General features: G+C 58.4%; 17 protein-coding genes and 2 pseudogenes. 11 read left to right on the top strand and 8 right to left on the bottom strand.

What is annotated here, in order from left to right:
- Nucleotides 1-66: 66 nt before the first annotated feature.
- The 4 genes from BB029_RS27620 to BB029_RS27605 all read left to right on the top strand — a co-directional run bounded on the left by BB029_RS27620 (nucleotide 67) and on the right by BB029_RS27605 (nucleotide 2,405).
- Nucleotides 67-549 carry an Lrp/AsnC family transcriptional regulator gene (locus BB029_RS27620; protein WP_065941773.1) on the top strand — a complete coding sequence of 161 codons (483 nt, stop codon included), beginning with the start codon at nucleotides 67-69 and terminating at the stop codon, nucleotides 547-549.
- Nucleotides 550-688: 139 nt separating this feature from the next.
- Complete coding sequence (locus BB029_RS27615) at nucleotides 689-1,228, top strand: kinase inhibitor (protein WP_065941624.1); 540 nt, start codon at nucleotides 689-691, stop codon at nucleotides 1,226-1,228.
- Nucleotides 1,229-1,233: 5 nt separating this feature from the next.
- Nucleotides 1,234-2,052 carry a helix-turn-helix transcriptional regulator gene (locus tag BB029_RS27610; protein ID WP_065941623.1) on the top strand — a complete coding sequence of 273 codons (819 nt, stop codon included), beginning with the start codon at nucleotides 1,234-1,236 and terminating at the stop codon, nucleotides 2,050-2,052.
- Nucleotides 2,053-2,207: 155 nt separating this feature from the next.
- Complete coding sequence (locus BB029_RS27605) at nucleotides 2,208-2,405, top strand: hypothetical protein (protein ID WP_065941622.1); 198 nt, start codon at nucleotides 2,208-2,210, stop codon at nucleotides 2,403-2,405.
- An 86-nt stretch (nucleotides 2,406-2,491) separates the two neighbouring features.
- Here the strand turns inward: BB029_RS27605 and BB029_RS27600 are convergent, their stop codons facing one another.
- On the bottom strand, nucleotides 2,492-3,097 hold the full coding sequence (locus BB029_RS27600) for a cysteine hydrolase (protein WP_065941621.1): 606 nt from the start codon (nucleotides 3,095-3,097) through the stop codon (nucleotides 2,492-2,494).
- 462 nt (nucleotides 3,098-3,559) lie between these two features.
- On the opposite strand from BB029_RS27600, the gene BB029_RS27595 reads away from it, so the two are divergent.
- From BB029_RS27595 to BB029_RS34395, 4 genes and pseudogenes are all read left to right on the top strand, one after another.
- Complete coding sequence (locus BB029_RS27595; RefSeq protein ID WP_141696591.1) at nucleotides 3,560-4,660, top strand: ABC transporter substrate-binding protein; 1,101 nt, start codon at nucleotides 3,560-3,562, stop codon at nucleotides 4,658-4,660.
- 24 nt (nucleotides 4,661-4,684) lie between these two features.
- Nucleotides 4,685-6,997, top strand: a pseudogene (locus BB029_RS34405) (sensor histidine kinase); the annotation flags it as partial.
- Nucleotides 6,998-7,075: 78 nt separating this feature from the next.
- Nucleotides 7,076-7,546, top strand: a pseudogene (locus tag BB029_RS34400) (response regulator transcription factor); the annotation flags it as partial.
- Nucleotides 7,547-8,410 carry a sensor histidine kinase gene (locus tag BB029_RS34395; protein ID WP_371914641.1) on the top strand — a complete coding sequence of 288 codons (864 nt, stop codon included), beginning with the start codon at nucleotides 7,547-7,549 and terminating at the stop codon, nucleotides 8,408-8,410.
- Nucleotides 8,411-8,529: 119 nt separating this feature from the next.
- Here the strand turns inward: BB029_RS34395 and BB029_RS27585 are convergent, their stop codons facing one another.
- Nucleotides 8,530-9,363 carry a glycosyltransferase family 2 protein gene (locus BB029_RS27585; RefSeq protein WP_065941618.1) on the bottom strand — a complete coding sequence of 278 codons (834 nt, stop codon included), beginning with the start codon at nucleotides 9,361-9,363 and terminating at the stop codon, nucleotides 8,530-8,532.
- A 319-nt stretch (nucleotides 9,364-9,682) separates the two neighbouring features.
- Between BB029_RS27585 and BB029_RS33095 the strand changes: the two genes are divergently transcribed.
- Nucleotides 9,683-10,030: a hypothetical protein gene (locus BB029_RS33095; RefSeq protein ID WP_141696590.1), complete on the top strand. Its 348-nt coding sequence runs from the start codon at nucleotides 9,683-9,685 to the stop codon at nucleotides 10,028-10,030.
- Nucleotides 10,031-10,128: 98 nt separating this feature from the next.
- On the opposite strand, the gene BB029_RS32580 is transcribed toward BB029_RS33095, so the two are convergent.
- Nucleotides 10,129-10,677: a thioesterase family protein gene (locus BB029_RS32580; protein ID WP_083236500.1), complete on the bottom strand. Its 549-nt coding sequence runs from the start codon at nucleotides 10,675-10,677 to the stop codon at nucleotides 10,129-10,131.
- A 958-nt stretch (nucleotides 10,678-11,635) separates the two neighbouring features.
- Between BB029_RS32580 and BB029_RS27575 the strand changes: the two genes are divergently transcribed.
- A complete protein-coding gene (locus BB029_RS27575; RefSeq protein ID WP_065941616.1) occupies nucleotides 11,636-12,382 on the top strand; it encodes a sulfite exporter TauE/SafE family protein in 747 nt (248 codons plus the stop codon).
- Between the two features lie 136 nt (nucleotides 12,383-12,518).
- Here the strand turns inward: BB029_RS27575 and BB029_RS27570 are convergent, their stop codons facing one another.
- The 4 genes from BB029_RS27570 to BB029_RS27555 all read right to left on the bottom strand — a co-directional run bounded on the left by BB029_RS27570 (nucleotide 12,519) and on the right by BB029_RS27555 (nucleotide 16,551).
- Entirely contained in the window at nucleotides 12,519-13,541 is a 1,023-nt protein-coding gene (locus tag BB029_RS27570) for a transketolase family protein (protein ID WP_027605720.1), read from the bottom strand.
- Nucleotides 13,538-14,386, bottom strand: a complete 849-nt coding sequence (locus BB029_RS27565) for a transketolase (protein ID WP_027605721.1) — start codon at nucleotides 14,384-14,386, stop codon at nucleotides 13,538-13,540. Before BB029_RS27565 ends, BB029_RS27570 begins: the two co-directional genes overlap by 4 nt.
- 17 nt (nucleotides 14,387-14,403) lie before the next feature.
- Nucleotides 14,404-15,705, bottom strand: a complete 1,302-nt coding sequence (locus BB029_RS27560) for an MFS transporter (RefSeq protein ID WP_065941615.1) — start codon at nucleotides 15,703-15,705, stop codon at nucleotides 14,404-14,406.
- Nucleotides 15,706-15,801: 96 nt separating this feature from the next.
- Nucleotides 15,802-16,551, bottom strand: a complete 750-nt coding sequence (locus BB029_RS27555; RefSeq protein WP_065941614.1) for an SDR family NAD(P)-dependent oxidoreductase — start codon at nucleotides 16,549-16,551, stop codon at nucleotides 15,802-15,804.
- 190 nt (nucleotides 16,552-16,741) lie between these two features.
- Between BB029_RS27555 and BB029_RS27550 the strand changes: the two genes are divergently transcribed.
- On the top strand, nucleotides 16,742-17,659 hold the full coding sequence (locus BB029_RS27550; protein ID WP_065941613.1) for a LysR substrate-binding domain-containing protein: 918 nt from the start codon (nucleotides 16,742-16,744) through the stop codon (nucleotides 17,657-17,659).
- 149 nt (nucleotides 17,660-17,808) lie between these two features.
- Here BB029_RS27550 and BB029_RS27545 read toward each other — a convergent pair whose 3' ends face one another.
- Nucleotides 17,809-18,450, bottom strand: coding sequence for a TetR/AcrR family transcriptional regulator (locus tag BB029_RS27545; RefSeq protein WP_065941612.1), 642 nt, complete (start codon nucleotides 18,448-18,450; stop codon nucleotides 17,809-17,811).
- Nucleotides 18,451-18,509: the final 59 nt, after the last annotated feature.

The raw sequence follows: 18,509 nt of genomic DNA, 5'->3' as shown, positions 1-18,509 counted from the left end.
CCATTGACCGAACGCAAAGATTGAAATTAACCTTCATTTTTAAGCCTGAATTTGATGGGTTATTTCATGATTGAGCAGCTCGATAAAGCGGACATTGCAATATCGGAACGTTTGCAGCGCGATGGCAAGCTGTCGAATGTCAAACTGGCCGAGCAGTTGTCCCTCAGCGAAGCGTCCTGTTGGCGCAAGCAAAGACGGCTGGAAGAATGCGGGGTTATCGAGGGATACCAGGCCATTCTCAATCGAAAGAAACTCGGGCTGGGCCTGAAGGCGTTTGTCCAGATCTCCTGCACGGATCACAGCGAAGAAGCCACGGCAACGTTTGAAAAGATTATCCAGGCGGCCCCGCAGGTATTGAGTTGCCATAACACAACGGGGGAGGCGGACTTTCTACTTGAGGTGGTTGCACGGGACCTGGACAGCTATAGCCGCTTTGTCGAAACAGTGCTGAGGAAGCTCCCTGGGGTTTCAAGTATTCGCTCGAACCTCTCCCTGCGCGAGATGAAGACCACTCATCGACTGCCCGTCAGCGAGCTCTTGAGCATCTGAAGGCCGTCGGGCACGTGGAGAGCCATCGTTCGTCCGGACAATCGAGCATTTCGGCACTGTTATCGAGCATTTCGGCACAGTCTCCCGGTTTTGTTCAACCTAGACTCGAGCTTCACTTCAAGACTCAGCTGGAGCCGCAATGAACATCAGATCAATCCTGCCTGCACTCTCCATGGCCGTCACACTCAGTGGCTACGCTGCGGATTTCTCACTGACTAGCCGGGATATTGCTGACAACCGCCCGCTGACCCGTCGCGAAGTGTTCCAGGGCTTCGGTTGCGACGGTGGCAACACGTCTCCTGAGCTTTCGTGGAAAAACGCCCCCGCAGGGACCAAAAGTTACGCGATCACCGTTTACGATCCCGATGCCCCCACCGGCAGCGGTTGGTGGCATTGGACGGTGGTCAACCTGCCAGCCTCCACCCATAGTTTGCCAAGCGGCGTGGGGGCGAATCTGCCTGCGGGTGCCGTGCAAGGGCGAACCGATTATGGCCAGCCGGGGTTCGGTGGCGCTTGCCCTCCTGTCGGCGATAAACCCCATCGCTATCAATTCACCGTGTGGGCCTTGAAAGTCGATAAGCTACCGCTCGACAACCAGGCCAGCGGAGCCTTGGTCGGTTACATGCTCAACGCCAACGTCCTGGCCAAAGCGACCATTACTTCCACTTACGGACGTTAAGAACCATGCGCCCTTGTGACGGCATACAGCACCGGGAAAATATTATCGATGCCTGTGTCATTCGGGCGCGACATGCCCTTACCTTGCCCAGGGTGCCGGTGTTCGTGACCACCTTGTGTCGAGTGCGGCAGGGGGAAAAACTGTTGCAATGGGATGACCGTGAAATGCGCGCAGGGCCTCGGCATCTGATTCTGATGCCGGCCGGGCGCGAGCTGGGTATCTCAAACTTCCCCGGCCCTCAGGGTCACTACATCGCCGATGCGGTGACCTTTCCCGTCTCGACATTGCGTCACTTCAGCAGCCGATATAGCCAGCAGATCAAGAGTGGTCGCGGTGCACTGAAGAGCGATCTGTGCGTTCCCCTGGACAGGCACACCACCCAGGCATGGGAGCAGTTGCTGGTCGCCATCCATGCAAACGCCCCGCAGGCGCTCTGCACACATTATGGGGAAGCGGTGCTGCTGAGCCTATGCCTTGGCGGCCAGGTCGGACCTTTGCTGATGGGGCGCAACGATCCCTTGTGCGAGCGGGTGCAGCACCTGGTAATGGCCAACCCGGAGCGAGACTGGACGGTTGCGAGCGTCGCACAGCACATGAACCTGGGGGAGTCGACCTTGCGTCGCCAACTGGCGAACGAGGGGAATAGTTTCAGGAACATTCTGGAGGGCGTTCGACTGTCGACAGCATTACAACGGCTGCAGACAACGTCTCGCCCGATCGGCGAAATTGCCGGCGCCTGCGGCTACGCCTCGGCCTCACGTTTTGCCGTGCGCTTTCGCTCACACTATGGCCTGTCACCCCGTGAATTGCGGGCAGCGATTTGAGCATTTGCGGGAGGGCTTTTCCCAGTCTGCCGGCCGGCAGTGTCACCTTGTGCCAGCCTGGGCGCGTCCATTCGTCTGTTGCCCGGCACTCTGGGGGGCATGGCGTTTCTCAACCTTAAGCACGGATATCCCGAGCCCAAGAACGGAGAGCCAGCATGGAAATCAATGAGAATGCCCCGGGCAACATTTCACAGCAGGCTGTAACGCGCGGCACGGACAACGAGACAGGGCACGACACGAGGCGTGATGAGGATAAGATCCCGCTGCCGCCGGACGACGATGCCCCCCTTGAGGAGGATATGTCTGATGTGGACGCTGCCGATTCAGTGGCGAGCGAACACCCTGACAACTGAGGTGTTTCAGATCAACGAACCCGGCCAGGGTGTCGCAGGTGGCTGGGAATCCGAAGGCGGCTGTAAAGCCGCCTTCTGGGCGATGGCTAGCGGGCGTTCAGCCCGTCGAGAAACTCGGTGTGTTGCAACGTCCTGGAAAACATCGGCAGCGTGAAGCGTTCGGCAGCCTGTTGTTGCTCCTCGGTGAAGGTCGCGGTGCAATCGATCAGGGTCACCACGTTATAGCCCTTCTCATAACCTGATCGTACCGTGCCTTCGACACAGCAATTGGTCAGGAAGCCCGCCACCACCAGGGTCTGGATGCCGTTGTTGCGCAGCACCAGGTCCAGGCCCGTGGTGGCGAAACCGTCCAGCCCGCGCTTGCCCTCCACGAGAATGTCGCCGGCTTCCCGGGTAATCGCCTCGCTGATGTCGGCGCCCCAACTGCCGGTGCGAAAGGCGCTGCCATCGGCAACGCCCTTGAGAATCCCGTAGTCGCGGGTGGTCAGTTCCGGATAGCCCTCGGCGAACTGGATCGGCAGGTGGATGATCTTCACCCCGAGCGTGCGCGCCTGTTCAACCGTGGTGGCGGTGTTCGCGAGCATATTGGACGTGTGCATGACGTCTTTGACGGCGTCATGGAACACGCCGCCTTGGGTGGTGAAATCGTTCTGGTATTCGATCAGGACCAGGGCGGTGGTGTGTGGGTTCATGTCGGGTCTCCGATAAGTGGGTCGAGCAACAAGCGTAGAACAGCAGGCAAGGTTGAGTGGGGCGGCAGTCAAACATAAAACTATGGCTCAGAACGGCGCATCCGTTCACAGACCGTGAGCAAAGCGGGCACTTTGATACTATGCTCATTGCCAATGCGAGCCATCTACGGGGCTCAATGTTCGGCCGTCAAGGGCACCGACCCGGGCAAAATCATTGACGTTGGCCAGCAGCCTTATATCGGCAAGACAGCCGGTGGGCGGGCTTCAGGCGTTTTCAACGGCTCACGCAACAACCCGCACGCGGCATACAGGGAAACGTTCAATGCCTGCCCCACACCTCACCTGTTCGAAAATCTCCAATTTGGGGGCCAATTGCTCCAACCAGAACACGCCGTCGATCCAGGCTGTAAGCCGGTGCGGGTGGATGACTGTTGGTAAATGCCAAGCACGATGGAGAACAGCATGAACACCCAGTCGATCCACACGATCTTGAGGCGCTTCGCCGGCTGCGTGGCGGGGCTGGCGATGGTTGCCGCCAATCCGGCCCACGCTGCCGCCGACGGCATCGCCAGCGGCCCTACGGCGAGCTACAGCATTGCCTTCAGCAATTCCTACGCAGGCAGCGATTTTCGCAAGGTGATGGTGCGCAACTGGCAGGAAATTGCGCTCCAGGCGCAAAAGGAGGGCTTGATCCGTGAGGCTCCCGTCGTCAGCGCCAATAACTCGGCTTCGGAACAGGCAGCCCATATCCAGGACATGATCGTCAAGGGCGTCGATGCCATCGTGATCCTCGCTGCCTCCGACACGGCCCTCAACGGGGTGATCCGCGATGCCTGCAACGCCGGCATCGTGGTGGTCGTCATGGCCAGCCTGGTCACCGAGCCCTGTGTCTATACCGTGGATTACAACTGGTCCGCCATGGGCCGTGTGGAAATGGACTACATCGCCGAGCGCCTGAAGGGCAACGGGACGTTGCTGGAGATCCGTGGCATCGCTGGCGATGCCACGGATAAAAACATCAGTGATGGCATTCGCAAGGCCGCCAGCGACTATCCGGGCCTGAAATTCGTCAAGACCGTATACGGGAACTGGACGGCTTCTGTCGCCCGCAGGGAGGTGACGCTGGCGCTGCCGTCGCTGCCCGCCATTGATGCCGTGGCTACCCAGGGTGGCGACGGATATGGTGCGGCCATGGCGTTCAAGGCGGCGGGTCGCCCTTTGCCGATCATTGTGATGGGGAACCGTCAGGACGAACTTGCCCTGTGGAAACAGGAACGCGATGCCAATGGCTACGAGACAGTTTCTATCTCTGCCTCCCCGAGCGTCTCCCAGATGGGGTTCTGGGTGGCCCAGCAGATATTGGCGGGCAAGCAAGTGCCGAAGTTCGTCGAGGTGCCGCTGGTACGTATTGATGCCAAAGACCTGGACGCCTGGCTTGCCACTATGCCGGTGGGCGGTGCCGCCAATCCGTTCTACGGCCAGGCTTCCGTTGCGGCGATGATCGATGCAGCCATCAACCATACGGCGCCGCCGGCGCCTTTGCCGGAGGTGACGAAACAGTAGCGGCGGGCTAGGAGGCGAGGCCCCATGTTGACATTCAAATCAGCCACGGCCAGGCCTATTGCCGTCAGGATCGGCCTGGCGGTTGCCGCACTGGTGTTGCTGATGCTGGCGGTATCGCTCGTGAACCTCTACGGCCTGCGAGGCATGGTACGTGCGGTGGATTCCGCCAGCCATTCCGCGGAAATTCTGGCCTCGGTCAACGGGGCCACCGGGCGGGTGGAAAACTTCATTGCCACCCGCGACCAGGACAGCGTGTCCCAGGCCGAAGGCTTGGTCGCGACCGCTATCAACGGCCTCAACGCCATCCCGGCGGCAGAGGCGCAATCGCTCAAGGGTAGCCTGGAGAGGCTCGCTGCGGCGATCGCGTCCTTGCGGGCGGCGACCCTGACCATGGATGGCGAAACCGAGAATATGACCGCCCATTACGCCCGGATGCGAGAGGCGACGGCCCTCGTTGAACAGGGTATCGCCGATGGGCTGAAGGGCCTGGACTCCCGCGCCGCCGACCACCAGGCGCGGGTGAGCAACGCCCAGAGCGCCCATCGCATCCTGGATATCCTGCGCAACGGCGAACGCATCATTACCGCCAATGTGGCCCAGGTGCTGGTGAGCGGTGATGGTGCCGCCGCCATTGCGGCGCGCAACGCCTGTGCGGCGCTGCCGCCTGTGGTCGAGCAATTGCGTGAGTTGATGGGGGCGCCGCAACAGGTGGAGACCCTGGAACAGTTGGCGACGGCGGTGGCAGCAGCCAGCCTTGCGCTCGAGCAGCTTGGCGAGGCTCCCAGGCTCCGGGGCGGCGAGGCTTTGCGGCATCTGGGGGCTGTTGGAGGTGTGGCAGAGCGCCTTGAAGTCATGTTGGCTGAAGTGGACGAGCACATTGCCCATGACGCCAGTGACATTCAGGCCGCCATCGGTTTGCTGCAAAACGCCGCCGCGTTGTCCAAGCGTTTCGCCGAACGTGTTGCCACCCTGGAAGCGCAGACCTTGTCGTTTCGCCTGGCGCCGTCGGCCGAGGTCGCCAGCTCTGTAGGCGTCATCCTCGATGAACTCTCCCGTCTCGCCCGGGTTCTGCCTTCGTCTGTGGGGCAGCAGGTCAACGCTACGCCCCTGACGGTCAGCGATCAGATTGCTGGCTACCGGGCGGCATTTGCCGGGTTCCATCAGGCGAGCAACGCCTTGGGCGACGCGCGCGACCAGGTTCGCATCGAGGCACGCAGCGCTGGCCTGTTGGTTGCGCGCTTCGCTGGCGAAGCGCGTTCAGACGCCTTGGTCCATAAGGATCGCGGCATGCTTGCGACGATAGTCGCTGGCGCCGTCGCCATCCTGCTGGCCGGAGCCATCGCCTGGAGCACCTCGCGGTTTGTCGCGCAGCCCATCGTCGCCCTGGCTTCGGTCATGCGCCGGCTGGCAGCCGGCGACTTGAGCGCCGAAATCGCCAGTGCTGGACGCGGCGATGAGATTGGGATCATGACTCGCGCCGTTCGGGTGTTCCAGGAGAATGCCTTGCGCATCCGGGTGCTGGAGGCCGAGGCCGAAGCCGAAAGACAGCAGGTGCAGGCCTCTCTGGAGAGAATGGTCGCCGAACGGACCGACACGCTGCACCGACAGACCGAGGTGCTGGAGGCGCAGGCGGTTGCACTTATTCAGGCGCGCAACCAGGCCGAGACGGCCAACCAGGCAAAGAGTGATTTCGTCGCCACGGTCAGCCACGAACTGCGCACCCCTTTGACCCTTATTCTCGCCCCGTTGGAGCAGCTCTCGGTGGCGATCACGCCGCCGGCGGACTGGCGCGTGCAAATCGAGCGCGCACAACGCAACGCACTGCGCCTGATGAACCGCGTGAACGATATCCTTGACTTCTCCAAGGCCGAAGCAGGCAAGTTTGAGCTGTGTCCGGCGCCCGTTGATTTGAACAAGGCTGTGGGCGTACTGGCCGAGGACGCCGCCATGGTGGCCAAGGGCAAAGGCTGCACGTTGACCTGCAGCATCGATCCTGCCCTCGGCACCGTGTTCCTGGACCCCCGACACTTCGAGAAGATTCTGCTCAACCTGGTGAGTAATGCCATCAAGTTCACCCCTGCTGGCGGTACGGTGCATCTGGCAGTCACTGCGCTTGATGACGAGCGATTTGAACTCGCGGTGCAAGACTCGGGCATTGGCATCGCGCCTGACAAATTACCCCTGCTGTTCCAGCGTTTTTCCCAGATCGACAATTCCGCCACGCGGCATTACAGCGGTACAGGCATCGGCCTGGCCCTGGTCAAGGATCTGGTCGAACTGATGGGAGGCGAAGTCAGCGTCAACAGTGAGCCTGGAAAGGGGTCGTGCTTCCTTGTTCGATTTCCTCGGGGAACCGAGCAAAACACGGTACCGACCGAAGCCGGTCATCTGCATGAGGGATCGTCACCCACCGCAATGATCACAACCGAGCAGCGCCACTTGCTGTTCGATGACGGCCGCCGTGGCAGTAGCAACGACCAGGCGTCCATGGGCGATGCAGACAACGAGCAGCACCCGGAACGCACCTCGCAGTCCAGGGTCCTGGTGGTCGATGACAGCCCGGAAATGCTTGGCTACCTCAGCGAGCTTTTGCGCGACGACTACAGCGTCGTCACCGCCGCTGATGGAGAGCAGGCCTGGGCCATGCTGCAGCGTCAACCGATCAATGTCGTTCTCTCGGATGTGATGATGCCGGAGCTTGACGGCTTTGGCCTGACCGCCAGAATCAAGGCGAGCGCCGGTTTCGCCCATGTGCCCGTCATCCTGTTGACCGCCCGCGGCGGCAGCGAGGCTTGCATCTCCGGGCTGGAGAGTGGCGCCGATGACTATATCGCCAAACCTTTCTCGCCATTGGAGCTCAAGGCTCGCGTACGCGCGGCGCTACGCATGAGCCAGGTGCAATCCGAACTGAATGCGAAATCCCGTCAGGCGGGCATGGCCGAGATCGCCACGACGGTGCTGCACAATGTCGGCAACGTCCTCAACAGCGTGAACGTTTCGGCCGAGTTGGTCAGCAGCCAGATGCGCACCTCCAAGGCCCAGAGCCTGGGCAAGGTGGCGCAGATGATGAACGAACACATCCATGAGCTGAGCGATTTCCTCACCCAGGACCAGCGGGGAAAGATGCTGCCCGACTACCTGCTCAAGCTGGCACAGGCGGTGGCGGCAGAACAGCAGGGCATCATCGAAGAGCTCGAGCAACTCACCAAAGGCATTGACCACATCAAGACCATTGTCGCTGCCCAGCAGTCCTATGCCGTTGCCGTCAGTGTCGTCGAAACAATACCGGTCTCGGAATTAATCGATGATGCCTGGCGCATGAGTGCCGGCTCACGGATGAATCAGGAGGTGACGGTGGTCAAGGACATTGCCGACTTGCCCCTGCTGTCGCTGGACCGGCACCGGGTGCTGCTGATTCTGGTAAACCTGATCAGAAACGCCAGGCAGGCGTTAGACGGCGTGGTCGATCGCAGCCCTTGCATCACGTTCAGCGCCTCCCTCATCGCTGACGAGGCAGTCTTGCGTATCACGGTGGCCGACAATGGCAACGGGATTACGCCAGAACACCTGACGCGTATCTTTTCCCATGGCTTCACGACTCGCAAAGACGGTCACGGTTTCGGCCTGCACAGCTGCGCGCTCGCCGCGCAGGAAATGGGTGGCCGCTTGACCGTGCACAGCGACGGGGAAGGGCAGGGCGCAACCTTCATCCTCGAGATCCCTCTTGACGCGCCGCAGAGTAAGCGATGAGCATCGAACAAGCGCCCTATGGGCTGGGCCGTGGATAAAGTTCCATCAGGTTCGATTTTCAAGTCAGCTGTGCGCTCCCACTCAGTTCGAATCTCGCGGGCCGGTCTTATCAGCAACCATCATTTTTCCATACTGGTCGTTTTCGCATCATTTGACGCCTCTTTTTGAAAGCGCAGCAGGGTATCGTGATACGTTTTTCTTCGACGATGGTCCGTGTCATAGCCGCCGTTAGCGGCGACAGTGCCGGCTTGAATATGGTCCAGATAACTGAACAATCTTCGTGCTGACAGAAAGCTGATCGCATAACCCAGCTTGACCATCTTGTCTTGTAGCGCGTATCCCGGTACCCGGTTATCCATCATGAAGCGCAAGTTATGTTGTTTAATTACATCGCAGTTCCATAAGGTGCAAAAACTTTTCAAGTGGGTTTCTCTGAAAGGCTTGGGGTTTTTAGAGGGTAGCCCCACGTAACGCATGAGTGTTCGGTAGTGGTACTTCATCAGTCGAGTGCCGAACCGCCAGGCACTTCTTAAAAAACCGCGATTGATCTGTTCTGTACAACCGACTGCCACTGTACGCGGCGTTGCAGTGCTTTGGCTCATCATCATACTGAATACATCGGTATCAAATACAAATGTGTCCGTATGAAGCAGGAATAAGTACGGAGTTTCAACATATCCCAAAATCAGATCAAGGGCTTTACCATGCGCGATATATCCAGCTTCTCGAGGGTGGGGGATCCTTTCTACCAAGTTGATCCAATCAAGTGTCCGCAAGTAGTGGATGCTTTCATCGGCGGAACCGTTATCCACTATCCAGACCGGAACTTGATGGTATATAGCGTAGTCGCGTAGCAATCCTAAGCAAAGGCGTGTCATGTGCAGCGTTTTATAATTAACCAGGCCGATACTGAACGAGGCATGTTTTGCCGAATGAGCGTTGTCGTCAGGCATTAGTGAAACACTCCAGAATGATATATCGGTAGTACGCCGTTTTCGACTGGGCCGGCAGGCTCGAGGGGTCGCCATCACCTCATGAGTGGCCGGGTCAGGAGAGGCTCATCAGCCAAGCTTAATAGGTCGCTCTGTTTGGTAGCGTTAATTTATGGTTAAGGTGGGTAAATAACAGAGTGGGAAGTAACTCGAAGCGCTCGTGGTATTTACCATAACCTTACCGACTTCTGACATTTTTCAGGCTGGGTACGTCGTAAGCTTGTTCGTGATAGTGCGCAGTAGTGCTGGCACTGCGTAACCGATAAAAGTGGAGGTGGTTATGTTGAGTAAGCAATTCGCCAATGGCCCATGTGTGTCTCGGCAGCTGGAAATATCTGGCTTGCACCAAGACAGTCTTCAGGATCAATTACGTAAGCTCCTCGGTCATGGTTTTAATTTGATGTTATTTTGCAGCGGCGGCCAATATGGTGGTCGATACTGCCATGTGCAAATACACCATGACAAAAGTGGGATTGAGCTTGAGTTGCATGGCGTATTCGACGAACGCTTCGTGCATGAGGCGTGCCTGGCCATAGAGGAAATAAAGAAGCAAGTGCGCTTGGCGATAGGACCACTTCGAGGTATTCCAGCACCTGCACGGAGAAAAGTACATACAGCCCGTTATTGACGAATTACACGGGCTGGCGAAGTTACGCCGCACACACCAACGGCGGAGCAATCAACGGTCCCAATAGCGCGCTGGTCATGGGCTGACTGCACGTCAAGTCAATCATTGGTGCTTTCTTCATCCCTGAGTTGGCGGCTCATGGCATCGCAGCTCTGCGACCACGAGACCAGCCATTTCGGCATCTCTGGCGACCGTTCGGGCAGTCCCAGTTCTCGAACAAACTCGCTTGGCGGAACAATACCTTTCGCTGAACGAAATAGACCTCGCATTACGACAACGCCGATCACTCTGCCTTTACTCACAAATCGATGCTCCATGAAGCTCCACTTGTCGTCCCAGCCAAGCATCCTTGTATGGATTTCAAACGCTTCAAACAGTCTAAGTTCACGACGAAATTTACCCCAAGTGTCTCCGACGATGGGCAGCGCCTTTGCTCTAATAGCTACTCGATAGGCGCCACTGCGCAAAACGAAATCCATGCGTCCGACATCGGCCAGGGTGAAATATCGGCCGTTGGTGACATGTCGATTGAAGTCGAGGTCCAGTGGCCAGACGCGCATTCGGATGACGGTTGATTCCAGCGCTTTTGCCGGTTTGCGCCAAGGTTGACGAAGCAGCATGAGGAGAAGTCGAAACCAGAGATTCATACAGACGCCGATAGATGAATGATTGGCGTACTTTAAAGTGCTGAGGGCTGAGTCAGGTAGGTCCCTAAATGACTCAATTCTGCGCAAAAGTACATTCCGATCACTCATTCTACGGTTTAAGTTTTTCTAGCGGGTTTCGCAGGCGTCTATCGCGCTATCTGCGGCCTGTGGGTTTCGCGACCTTTGTCCGCCCGTTCTCGGCGATTGCCCAAGGTGCACGGCGAGTCGCTGGGGGGGACGTCCTCCCCCGACCCCCTCCAGCAAGCAAGCACCCGAAAAGCTGCAACTGGACGGCTTTTAATCAGTGCCATCTATCTCAGGTCCTCTGTTAGATTAAATATATATAGCTTGCCGAGTGCAAAGCTGTTGGAAGTCATAAGAGGGTTAAAAGGTCAGGCGCTAAGCTGCCTTGTGCGAAAAAGTGTCATAAATAAAATTTCTTTTGATTCAATGGGCGAGAACAGGCAGTCAGTAACTTTAAGAAAGTCAATATGCGAAACCATGAAGTTTTATTCATGTTGGTGGCTGAGGAGCCCTGATTTGCGATGCTTGATATTGCTGCAACCCTTCAAGTACATTTCATTTAATTTCCAGTATCAACGCTCACCAACAGGAAGTTACCTTCTTCCCGCGCGCATCAAGATGGTATTGATGCGGTTACGGCGACAGGAGCAAACTGGGTAGGCATATTTTCTGGTATCAATGAAACGTCACATAAATATCGAATTAGAAAATCAAAAGCACAGATACAAGATCTCATTAGCCGAGGTGTACTGTATGCAAAATCACTGGGCCTGAAAGTTCGCTACGCCGCCCGATTATCGGCGAGTTCAGCTTCGTACATACCGCAAAGCTTCATGTGACCGCCGGCTCCCGAAATAGAAACTGCTATCACTGGATAGACCCGGTTTACTTGAGTGAGTAAGCCGTGCCATGAATCTTATGCGAGCACCTCAACATGATGGGTCATGAGTGGTTGACAGGCGTCGGTCTGATTTTCCTCGGAATAATAACGGGATTCGTCGGGACCAACACCGGTGGCAGTGTGTTTTTGACCGTTCCGGTGATGATCTGGCTGGGGATTGCACCTCAGTCGTCGATCGCCACTGCGCGCCTGGCCTCGGTAGGCACCATGGTTGCCGGACTGCGGCACTTCCATAACCAGGGAAAGGTCGATTATGCGCTGGCCTTTCCAGCTGCAGTACTGGGGCTGGTTGGGGCTCTGGCAGGCGCGAGCCTGCTTCTTCAAATAGATCCCGCGCTGCTGCACAAGGTAATTGGCGGGCTGACATTGCTGCTCGTCGCACTGTCCCTTATAAAAAAACCTCGTAGCGGCGAAACACCTCCCTCAGCGATCAGACGTCTGTTTGGCTATATCCTCTTTATCCCCGTAGGAATGATCGGCGGGTTATTTGGTGGGCAAGCCAAACTCTCGACGTATTTATTCATTATCTTTTTCAGAAAAAGCATCAGCGAATCGGTGGGTACCCGCAAAGTCGGTGGGCTGGTCCTCTCCGTGGGTTCATTACTGATTTTCGGCGTCAGCGGCATCATTGACTGGCAGTACGGATGTTGCCTGATTATTGGCACGCTATTGGGTGCAAATGCCGGCGCGAAGTTTGCCCTAAAGAAGGGCGACCGGTGGATGGAGGCAATTTTCAATCTAGTCGTGGTCGCGCTGGCATTGAGGATGCTGTTCTGGTGACCAGATTGGATGGGGACTCGCAAATACGTAAATGGTCTCACCTGTAGGCAGGTTCTATGTGGGTTTCAGCGACTTCTTGGAAGGGGGGACGTAATGACTGCCAAGGGACTCACTCAGTCCCTTGCAGGTTCAAACCCTATAGCCAACCCTTGATCTGCGCACACACAGCCTGGGTAGAAATACCGTAGCGATCGTGCAACGTCGGAAGCGCTCCCGCATCGAGAAACGCGTCCGGCAACGCTATTTGCCGGAACGTCGGGGTAACGCCATTGCGCAACAGCACGGTTGCCACCGCTTCGCCCAATCCGCCAATGATGGAGTGGTTTTCGGCCGTCACTACCAGTCGTCCCGGCTTTCTGGCTTCAGCCAGAATGGTCTGCTCATCCAAAGGCTTGATAGTGGGCACGTGAAGCACCGCGACATCCACGCCATCTGCCTGTAGTTCCTTGGCGGCTTCCAGGGCGCGCATGGTCATCAAACCGGTGGAAATGATTAAAACCTCATTGCCCGTACGCAGGGTCTTGGCCTTGCCGATCTCGAATGTGTAGCCATATTCGTCGAGCACCAGCGGTACGTTGCCGCGCAGTAACCGCATGTAGACCGGCCCTTGGTGCGCAGCAATGGCGGGCACGGCTTGTTCGATTTCCAGGGCATCGCAGGGGTCGACGATCATCAGGTTGGGCATGGCGCGGAAGATCGCCAGATCATCGGTTGCCTGGTGGCTGGGGCCGTACCCGGTGGTCAGGCCCGGCAGGCCGCAGACGATTTTGACGTTGAGGTTTTCCTCGGCAATCGCCATGCAGATGAAGTCATAGGCCCGGCGCGAAGCAAACACCGCGTAAGTGGTAGCGAAGGGCACGAACCCCTCCCGAGCCATGCCGGCTGCCGCGCTCATCAACAGTTGCTCGGCCATGCCCATCTGGTAGAAACGCTCCGGATGCGCCTTGGCAAAAATGTGCAGGTCGGTGTATTTGGACAAGTCAGCCGATAAACCCACGATGTCCTGGCGCTGGTCCGCGAGTGCGGCCAGTGCGTGACCGAATGGCGCTGGTTTTGTGGCCTGGCCTTCAGCGGCAATCGAGGCAATCATCGCCGAGGTGGTCAGCTTTTTCTTCGCCGCTGCGGGTGCCTGAACGTCAGTCTTGTGTGCGTTGCTCATACGGTTTTGCCTTCTTCCAGGTTGTTCAGGGCCACATCCCATTCATGCTCGTCGACGCGGATGAAGTGAGTCTTTTCGCGGGTTTCCAGGAACGGCACGCCTTTGCCCATTTTGGTATCGCAAATGATGACGCGCGGTTGTGCGCCGGGGTGGCTGCGGGCCGCGTCGAACGCCTTGACCAAGGCATCCAGGTCGTTACCGTCTACCCGCTGGGTGAACCAGCCAAAGGCTTGCCAGCGGTCAACGATGGGTTCAAATGCCAGCACTTCGCTGGAGTGTCCGTCGGCTTGCTGGTTATTCACATCGACAATGGCGATCAGGTTGTCGAGCTTCCAGTGCGAAGCGGACATGACCGCTTCCCAGGTGGATCCCTCATTCAGCTCGCCGTCCGACAGCAGGTTGTAGACGAATGAGGCGGACTGTTTGCGCTTCAAGCCCAGGCAGGCACCCACTGCGATGCCCAGCCCCTGGCCCAGGGAGCCGCCGGTGATCTCCATGCCGGGGGTGTAGGCGGCCATGCCGGACATGGGCAGGCGGCTGTCATCCGAACCGTAGGTTTCAAGTTCATCCAGTGGGATGATTTGCGCTTCAATCAGCGCCGCATACAGGGCGATCGCGTAGTGGCCGATGGAAAGGTAAAAGCGATCACGCTGTTCCCATTCCGGGTCTTCGGGCTTGTAGTTCAAGGCGTGAAAGTACGACACGGCCAGCAAGTCTGCCGCGCCCAGCGCCTGGCCGACATAGCCCTGGCCCTGGACTTGGCCCATGCGCAAGGCATGGCGACGAATGTTATGGGCGCGCTGCACCAGCGTGGTGGAGGACGCGCGAGATAAAGTGGCAGTCATGGAAATTCTCCGTTAACTCAACGATTGACCGAAGCGGCAGGAATGCGCAGCACCAGGCAGGCACCGATGCACAGCACACCGGTAATCAGGTACATGCCGATGGCGCTAGAACCGGTCGTGGTGGTGATCCAACCAATCAGGTAGGGCGAGCAGAAACCCGCCAGATTGGCAAAGCTGTTGATTCCAGCGATCCCGGCAGCGGCGGAGACGCCACCGAGCAAGGTGGTCGGCAGCATCCAGAACAGTGACGACGCCGACAGCACGCCTGCTGCTGCAAGGCACAGGCACAACACCGACAGCATCAGGTGGGTGCCGAACACCGCCGCCAACGTGAGGCCCAGCGCACCGGCAAGCATCGGCACCACCAGATGCCAGCGGCGCTCCTGGTGCTTGTCGCCGCTGCGCCCCATCAGCACCATCGCGACAATGGCGCACAGGTAGGGGAGGCTGGTGAGCAAGCCGATGTGCATCGGGTCGGCAACACCGGCATTACGGATAAGGGTCGGCAGCCAGAAGGTGATCGCGTACTGGCCCATCACCACGCAAAAGTAGATGCAGGCGAGAATCCACAGGCGGCGGTCGCGCAGGAAGGCGCCGACCGATGCATGGGTGACTTTGCGACTGTTGTCCTCGGCGAGTTCTTTGCTGACCAGCGCTTTTTCTTCATCGGTGAGCCAGGTGGCCTGGTGTACGCCGTCCTTGAGGTAAGCCAGCACCATCAGGCCAACGATGACGGTCGGAATGGCTTCGAGCACGAACATCCACTGCCAGCCCGCCCAGCCATGCACGCCGGCGAACTGGGTCATGATGTAGCCTGAGAGCGGCCCGCCGATCATGCCGGAGAGCGGGATGGCGATGAACCACAGCACGGTCATTTTGGCGCGGCGGTAGGAGGGAAACCAGTAGGTGAGGTAGAGCAGCAGGCCCGGTGCGAGCCCGGCTTCGGCGATACCGAGCAGGAAGCGCAGCGCATAGAACTGCCAGGCCGTTTCCACGAAGGCGAAGAGGGCGGAGATAATGCCCCACGAAATCATGATCCGCGCGATCCAGCGCCGGGCACCGACTTTGTGGAGGATGAGGTTGCTCGGCACTTCGCAGAGGAAATAGCCAAGAAAGAACATGCCCGCGCCGAGCCCGTATACGGTTTCGCTCAGGGACAGGTCATTCATCATCTGCAGCTTTGCAAACCCGACGTTTACCCGGTCCAGGTAGGCGCACAGGTAGCACAGCATCAGGAAAGGCATCAATCGCCAGGCAGTTTTGCGATACGCGCTTGCGCGCACTGTGGACACAGTGTCGAGCGTCATGGTGGTCATCATGAGGGTCTGATCTCTTGTTTTTATAGAACGCCGGGCTTGAGGCCCGACGTATCTTCGATCCAGAACTTAATGGACAGCGGGTGCTGGCACCTGTGGTCAGTGGATCAACATGCCGCCGTTGACATCCAGGGTGATGCCGGTGAGGTAGGACGACAAGTCGCTGGCGAGAAACAGTGCCGCATTGGCAACATCCTGCGCGGCACCAAGCCGACCCAGGGGGATGCTTTCGATGATTGCGTGGCGGCGCTCATCCTGCATCAGGCCCCCGGTGATGTCGGTATGGATCAGGCCTGGCGCAATGGCGTTGACGCGAATGTTGTCCGCGCCAAATTCGCGGGCCATGGCCTTGCCCAGTCCGAGCACGCCGGCCTTGGCGGCGCTGTAGTGCGGGCCGCCAAAAATGCCGCCGCCGCGCTGGGCCGATACGGATGACATGCAGACGATGCTGCCCGAAGCCTGAGTGCGCATCACCGGAATCACCGCCTGGGACATCAACAGCGTGCCGCGCAGGCTGACATCCAGGACCTTGTCGTAATCGCTCGGGCGAATGTCCAGGGTCTTGATGGGCTGGGTGATGCCGGCATTGTTGACGAGTATGTCGATACGGCCGTAGTGCTCCAGCACCTTGGCGATCGCTGCCTGGACTTGTTGCTCATCGGCCACGTTGGCAGCCAGGCCCAGGTGGCCTTCGCCGAGGGTGGCGGCGGCGTCACGGGCGGCGGACTCGTCGAGATCCAGGATGACAACGCGGGCGCCGTGTTGGGCGAAAGTGAGCGCGGTTGCGCGGCCGATGCCGCGTGCGGATGCGGCGCCAGTAATAATCGCGACTTTGCCTTGAAGAAGCATGAGGGATACCTCTGATTGTTTTTATGGTTCGATTCAGCGATCGATGGCTCAGAGTGGTCCCCGTCGACGGGCCGAGCAATAACGCAAACCTCACTGCTACATGAATAAAATTCAGCACTCGTCAATGCGAACCGCAAATGCTTGAATGGCACGATCCGCCCGCGACCCAAAAACAATAGGCTGACTACCGATGCGCCAGGACGATATCCCCACCTCCAATCTGCCACCGCTGAGAGCCATTCAGGCCTTCGAGCAGACAGCCCGTTTTGGCAACCTGGCAAGGGCCGCCGAAGTGCTCGACCTCACACCGTCAGCGATCAGCCATCAACTGGCCAAGCTGGAGGTGATGATTGGTCGACAGTTGTTTGTGCGGGCAGCGCGTGGGGTGACCCTGACGCCAGTGGGTGAGCAGTACTTGAAGGATATTTCCGGTCTGTTGCAGAGCCTTGAGGTCGCCACCGAGCGCGCCGCGAGTGACGTCAGCCTGGATTGCCTGCGGCTGCATTCGGCCCCCAGCTTTGGCTTGCTCTGGCTGATGCCGCGGTTGGAGTCGTTTCGCGCGAGCAATCCGGACATCCAGATCAATTTGTCGTGTTCCTATGAGTCGCTGCATTTCAGCCAGGACAAGATCGATGTGGATATTCGTCACGGCCGGCCTAATTGGCCCAGCTATGAAGTGCGCACCGTACGCAACGAAAGTTTCGCGGTGCTGGCCTCGCCCAAGCTGATCGCGCGCTGCGCGGTAAAAAACGCCGCAGATCTCCTGGCACAAGAGCTGATCCTTTCCGAAGCAACCTTGCTCAGGTGGCCTGAGTGGTTCGCCCAGCATGGCCTGGCGCGTCCCGAAAAGCCCTACGCCTTGAGTTTCGACCGCTCCTACATGAGTCTGGAAGCCGCGAGCCACGGCCTGGGGTTCGCCCTTGAAAGCACGCTGCTGGCGCAAAAATACCTGGCCAACGGTTCGCTGGTTGAAGTCGCCCCCGAAGCGTTGAGCGCTGCGGTTGCCGCCCATCATTTGGTGTTCCCGAAGGCTCACTCCAGTTTTCCCAGGGTCAGGCGGTTCTTGGGGTGGATGGAGGTGGAGTTAGGGCATAGTTTCGTGTTTTGAGGGGCTGGCCGTCCTAAGGCCGACCACCGCTCGCCAACCTGGCGGCGAAAAACGCGTGAACCTGTGCAAGCTCGGCCGCGCGCACCGGGCCAATATGACGAAAGGCCCGGACGGCGGCTCAGGCCAAGCTGCCTGGAGCAATGAAATGCTTATTCGCCAGCGCGGTCGTTGCCACCATGCGCGGCGATGAACAGGGTGACGGCCGATCGGCAATAGGATTCGATTTCATCCTCTGCTCTCGCCTCATCGAAGCGGGCGATCATCAGGAGATCGGAGCCTTTGAAAAGCGCGGCAAACAAGCGGGCGGACCCCAGAGGATCGGGCACGTTCAGCACCGCCTTTCCGTGCAACTGACGCAGCAGGGCCTCGATCTGGGCGACGACATAGGCGGGGCCGGCTTCGTAATGGAGCTTGCTTAACGACTTTTGATTCGTCTTGTCGACCATGATCATGGCTTCGACACTGCGCACATCCGGGCTCAACAACGTGCGAAGCAGGAATGTTCCCACCGCCATGAGCTGATCTGCCGCCGAACCGTCGACGCCTTCAATAAGGGCCTGTGGTGCAAACTGATGGCAGTGGGCCGCGATGGCCGCGCTGTACAGCGCCTCCTTGTTCTCAAAGTGCCGATAGATGCTGAGCTTGGATATCTTCGCCCGCTGGGCGACCTTGTCCATTGTCGTCGCTTGAAAACCCAATTCCACAAAAAGCTCGCACGCGGCGTCGACTATCGTTTGGCCAAGCGCCTCGTTGGCGGGCCGGCCGCGCCGACCCTGGTTGTGTTCGGTCATAAATATTCCAGTACTTGACAGTATTCTAATTCTTGAATTAGGGTACTTCAAAGTATCTT

This window comes from Pseudomonas sp. S3E12 (assembly GCF_001702295.1).
GTDB lineage: Bacteria > Pseudomonadota > Gammaproteobacteria > Pseudomonadales > Pseudomonadaceae > Aquipseudomonas > Aquipseudomonas marginalis.
Note: the sequence above shows the minus strand (reverse complement) of the source record. Positions and strands in the feature narration are given on the sequence as shown.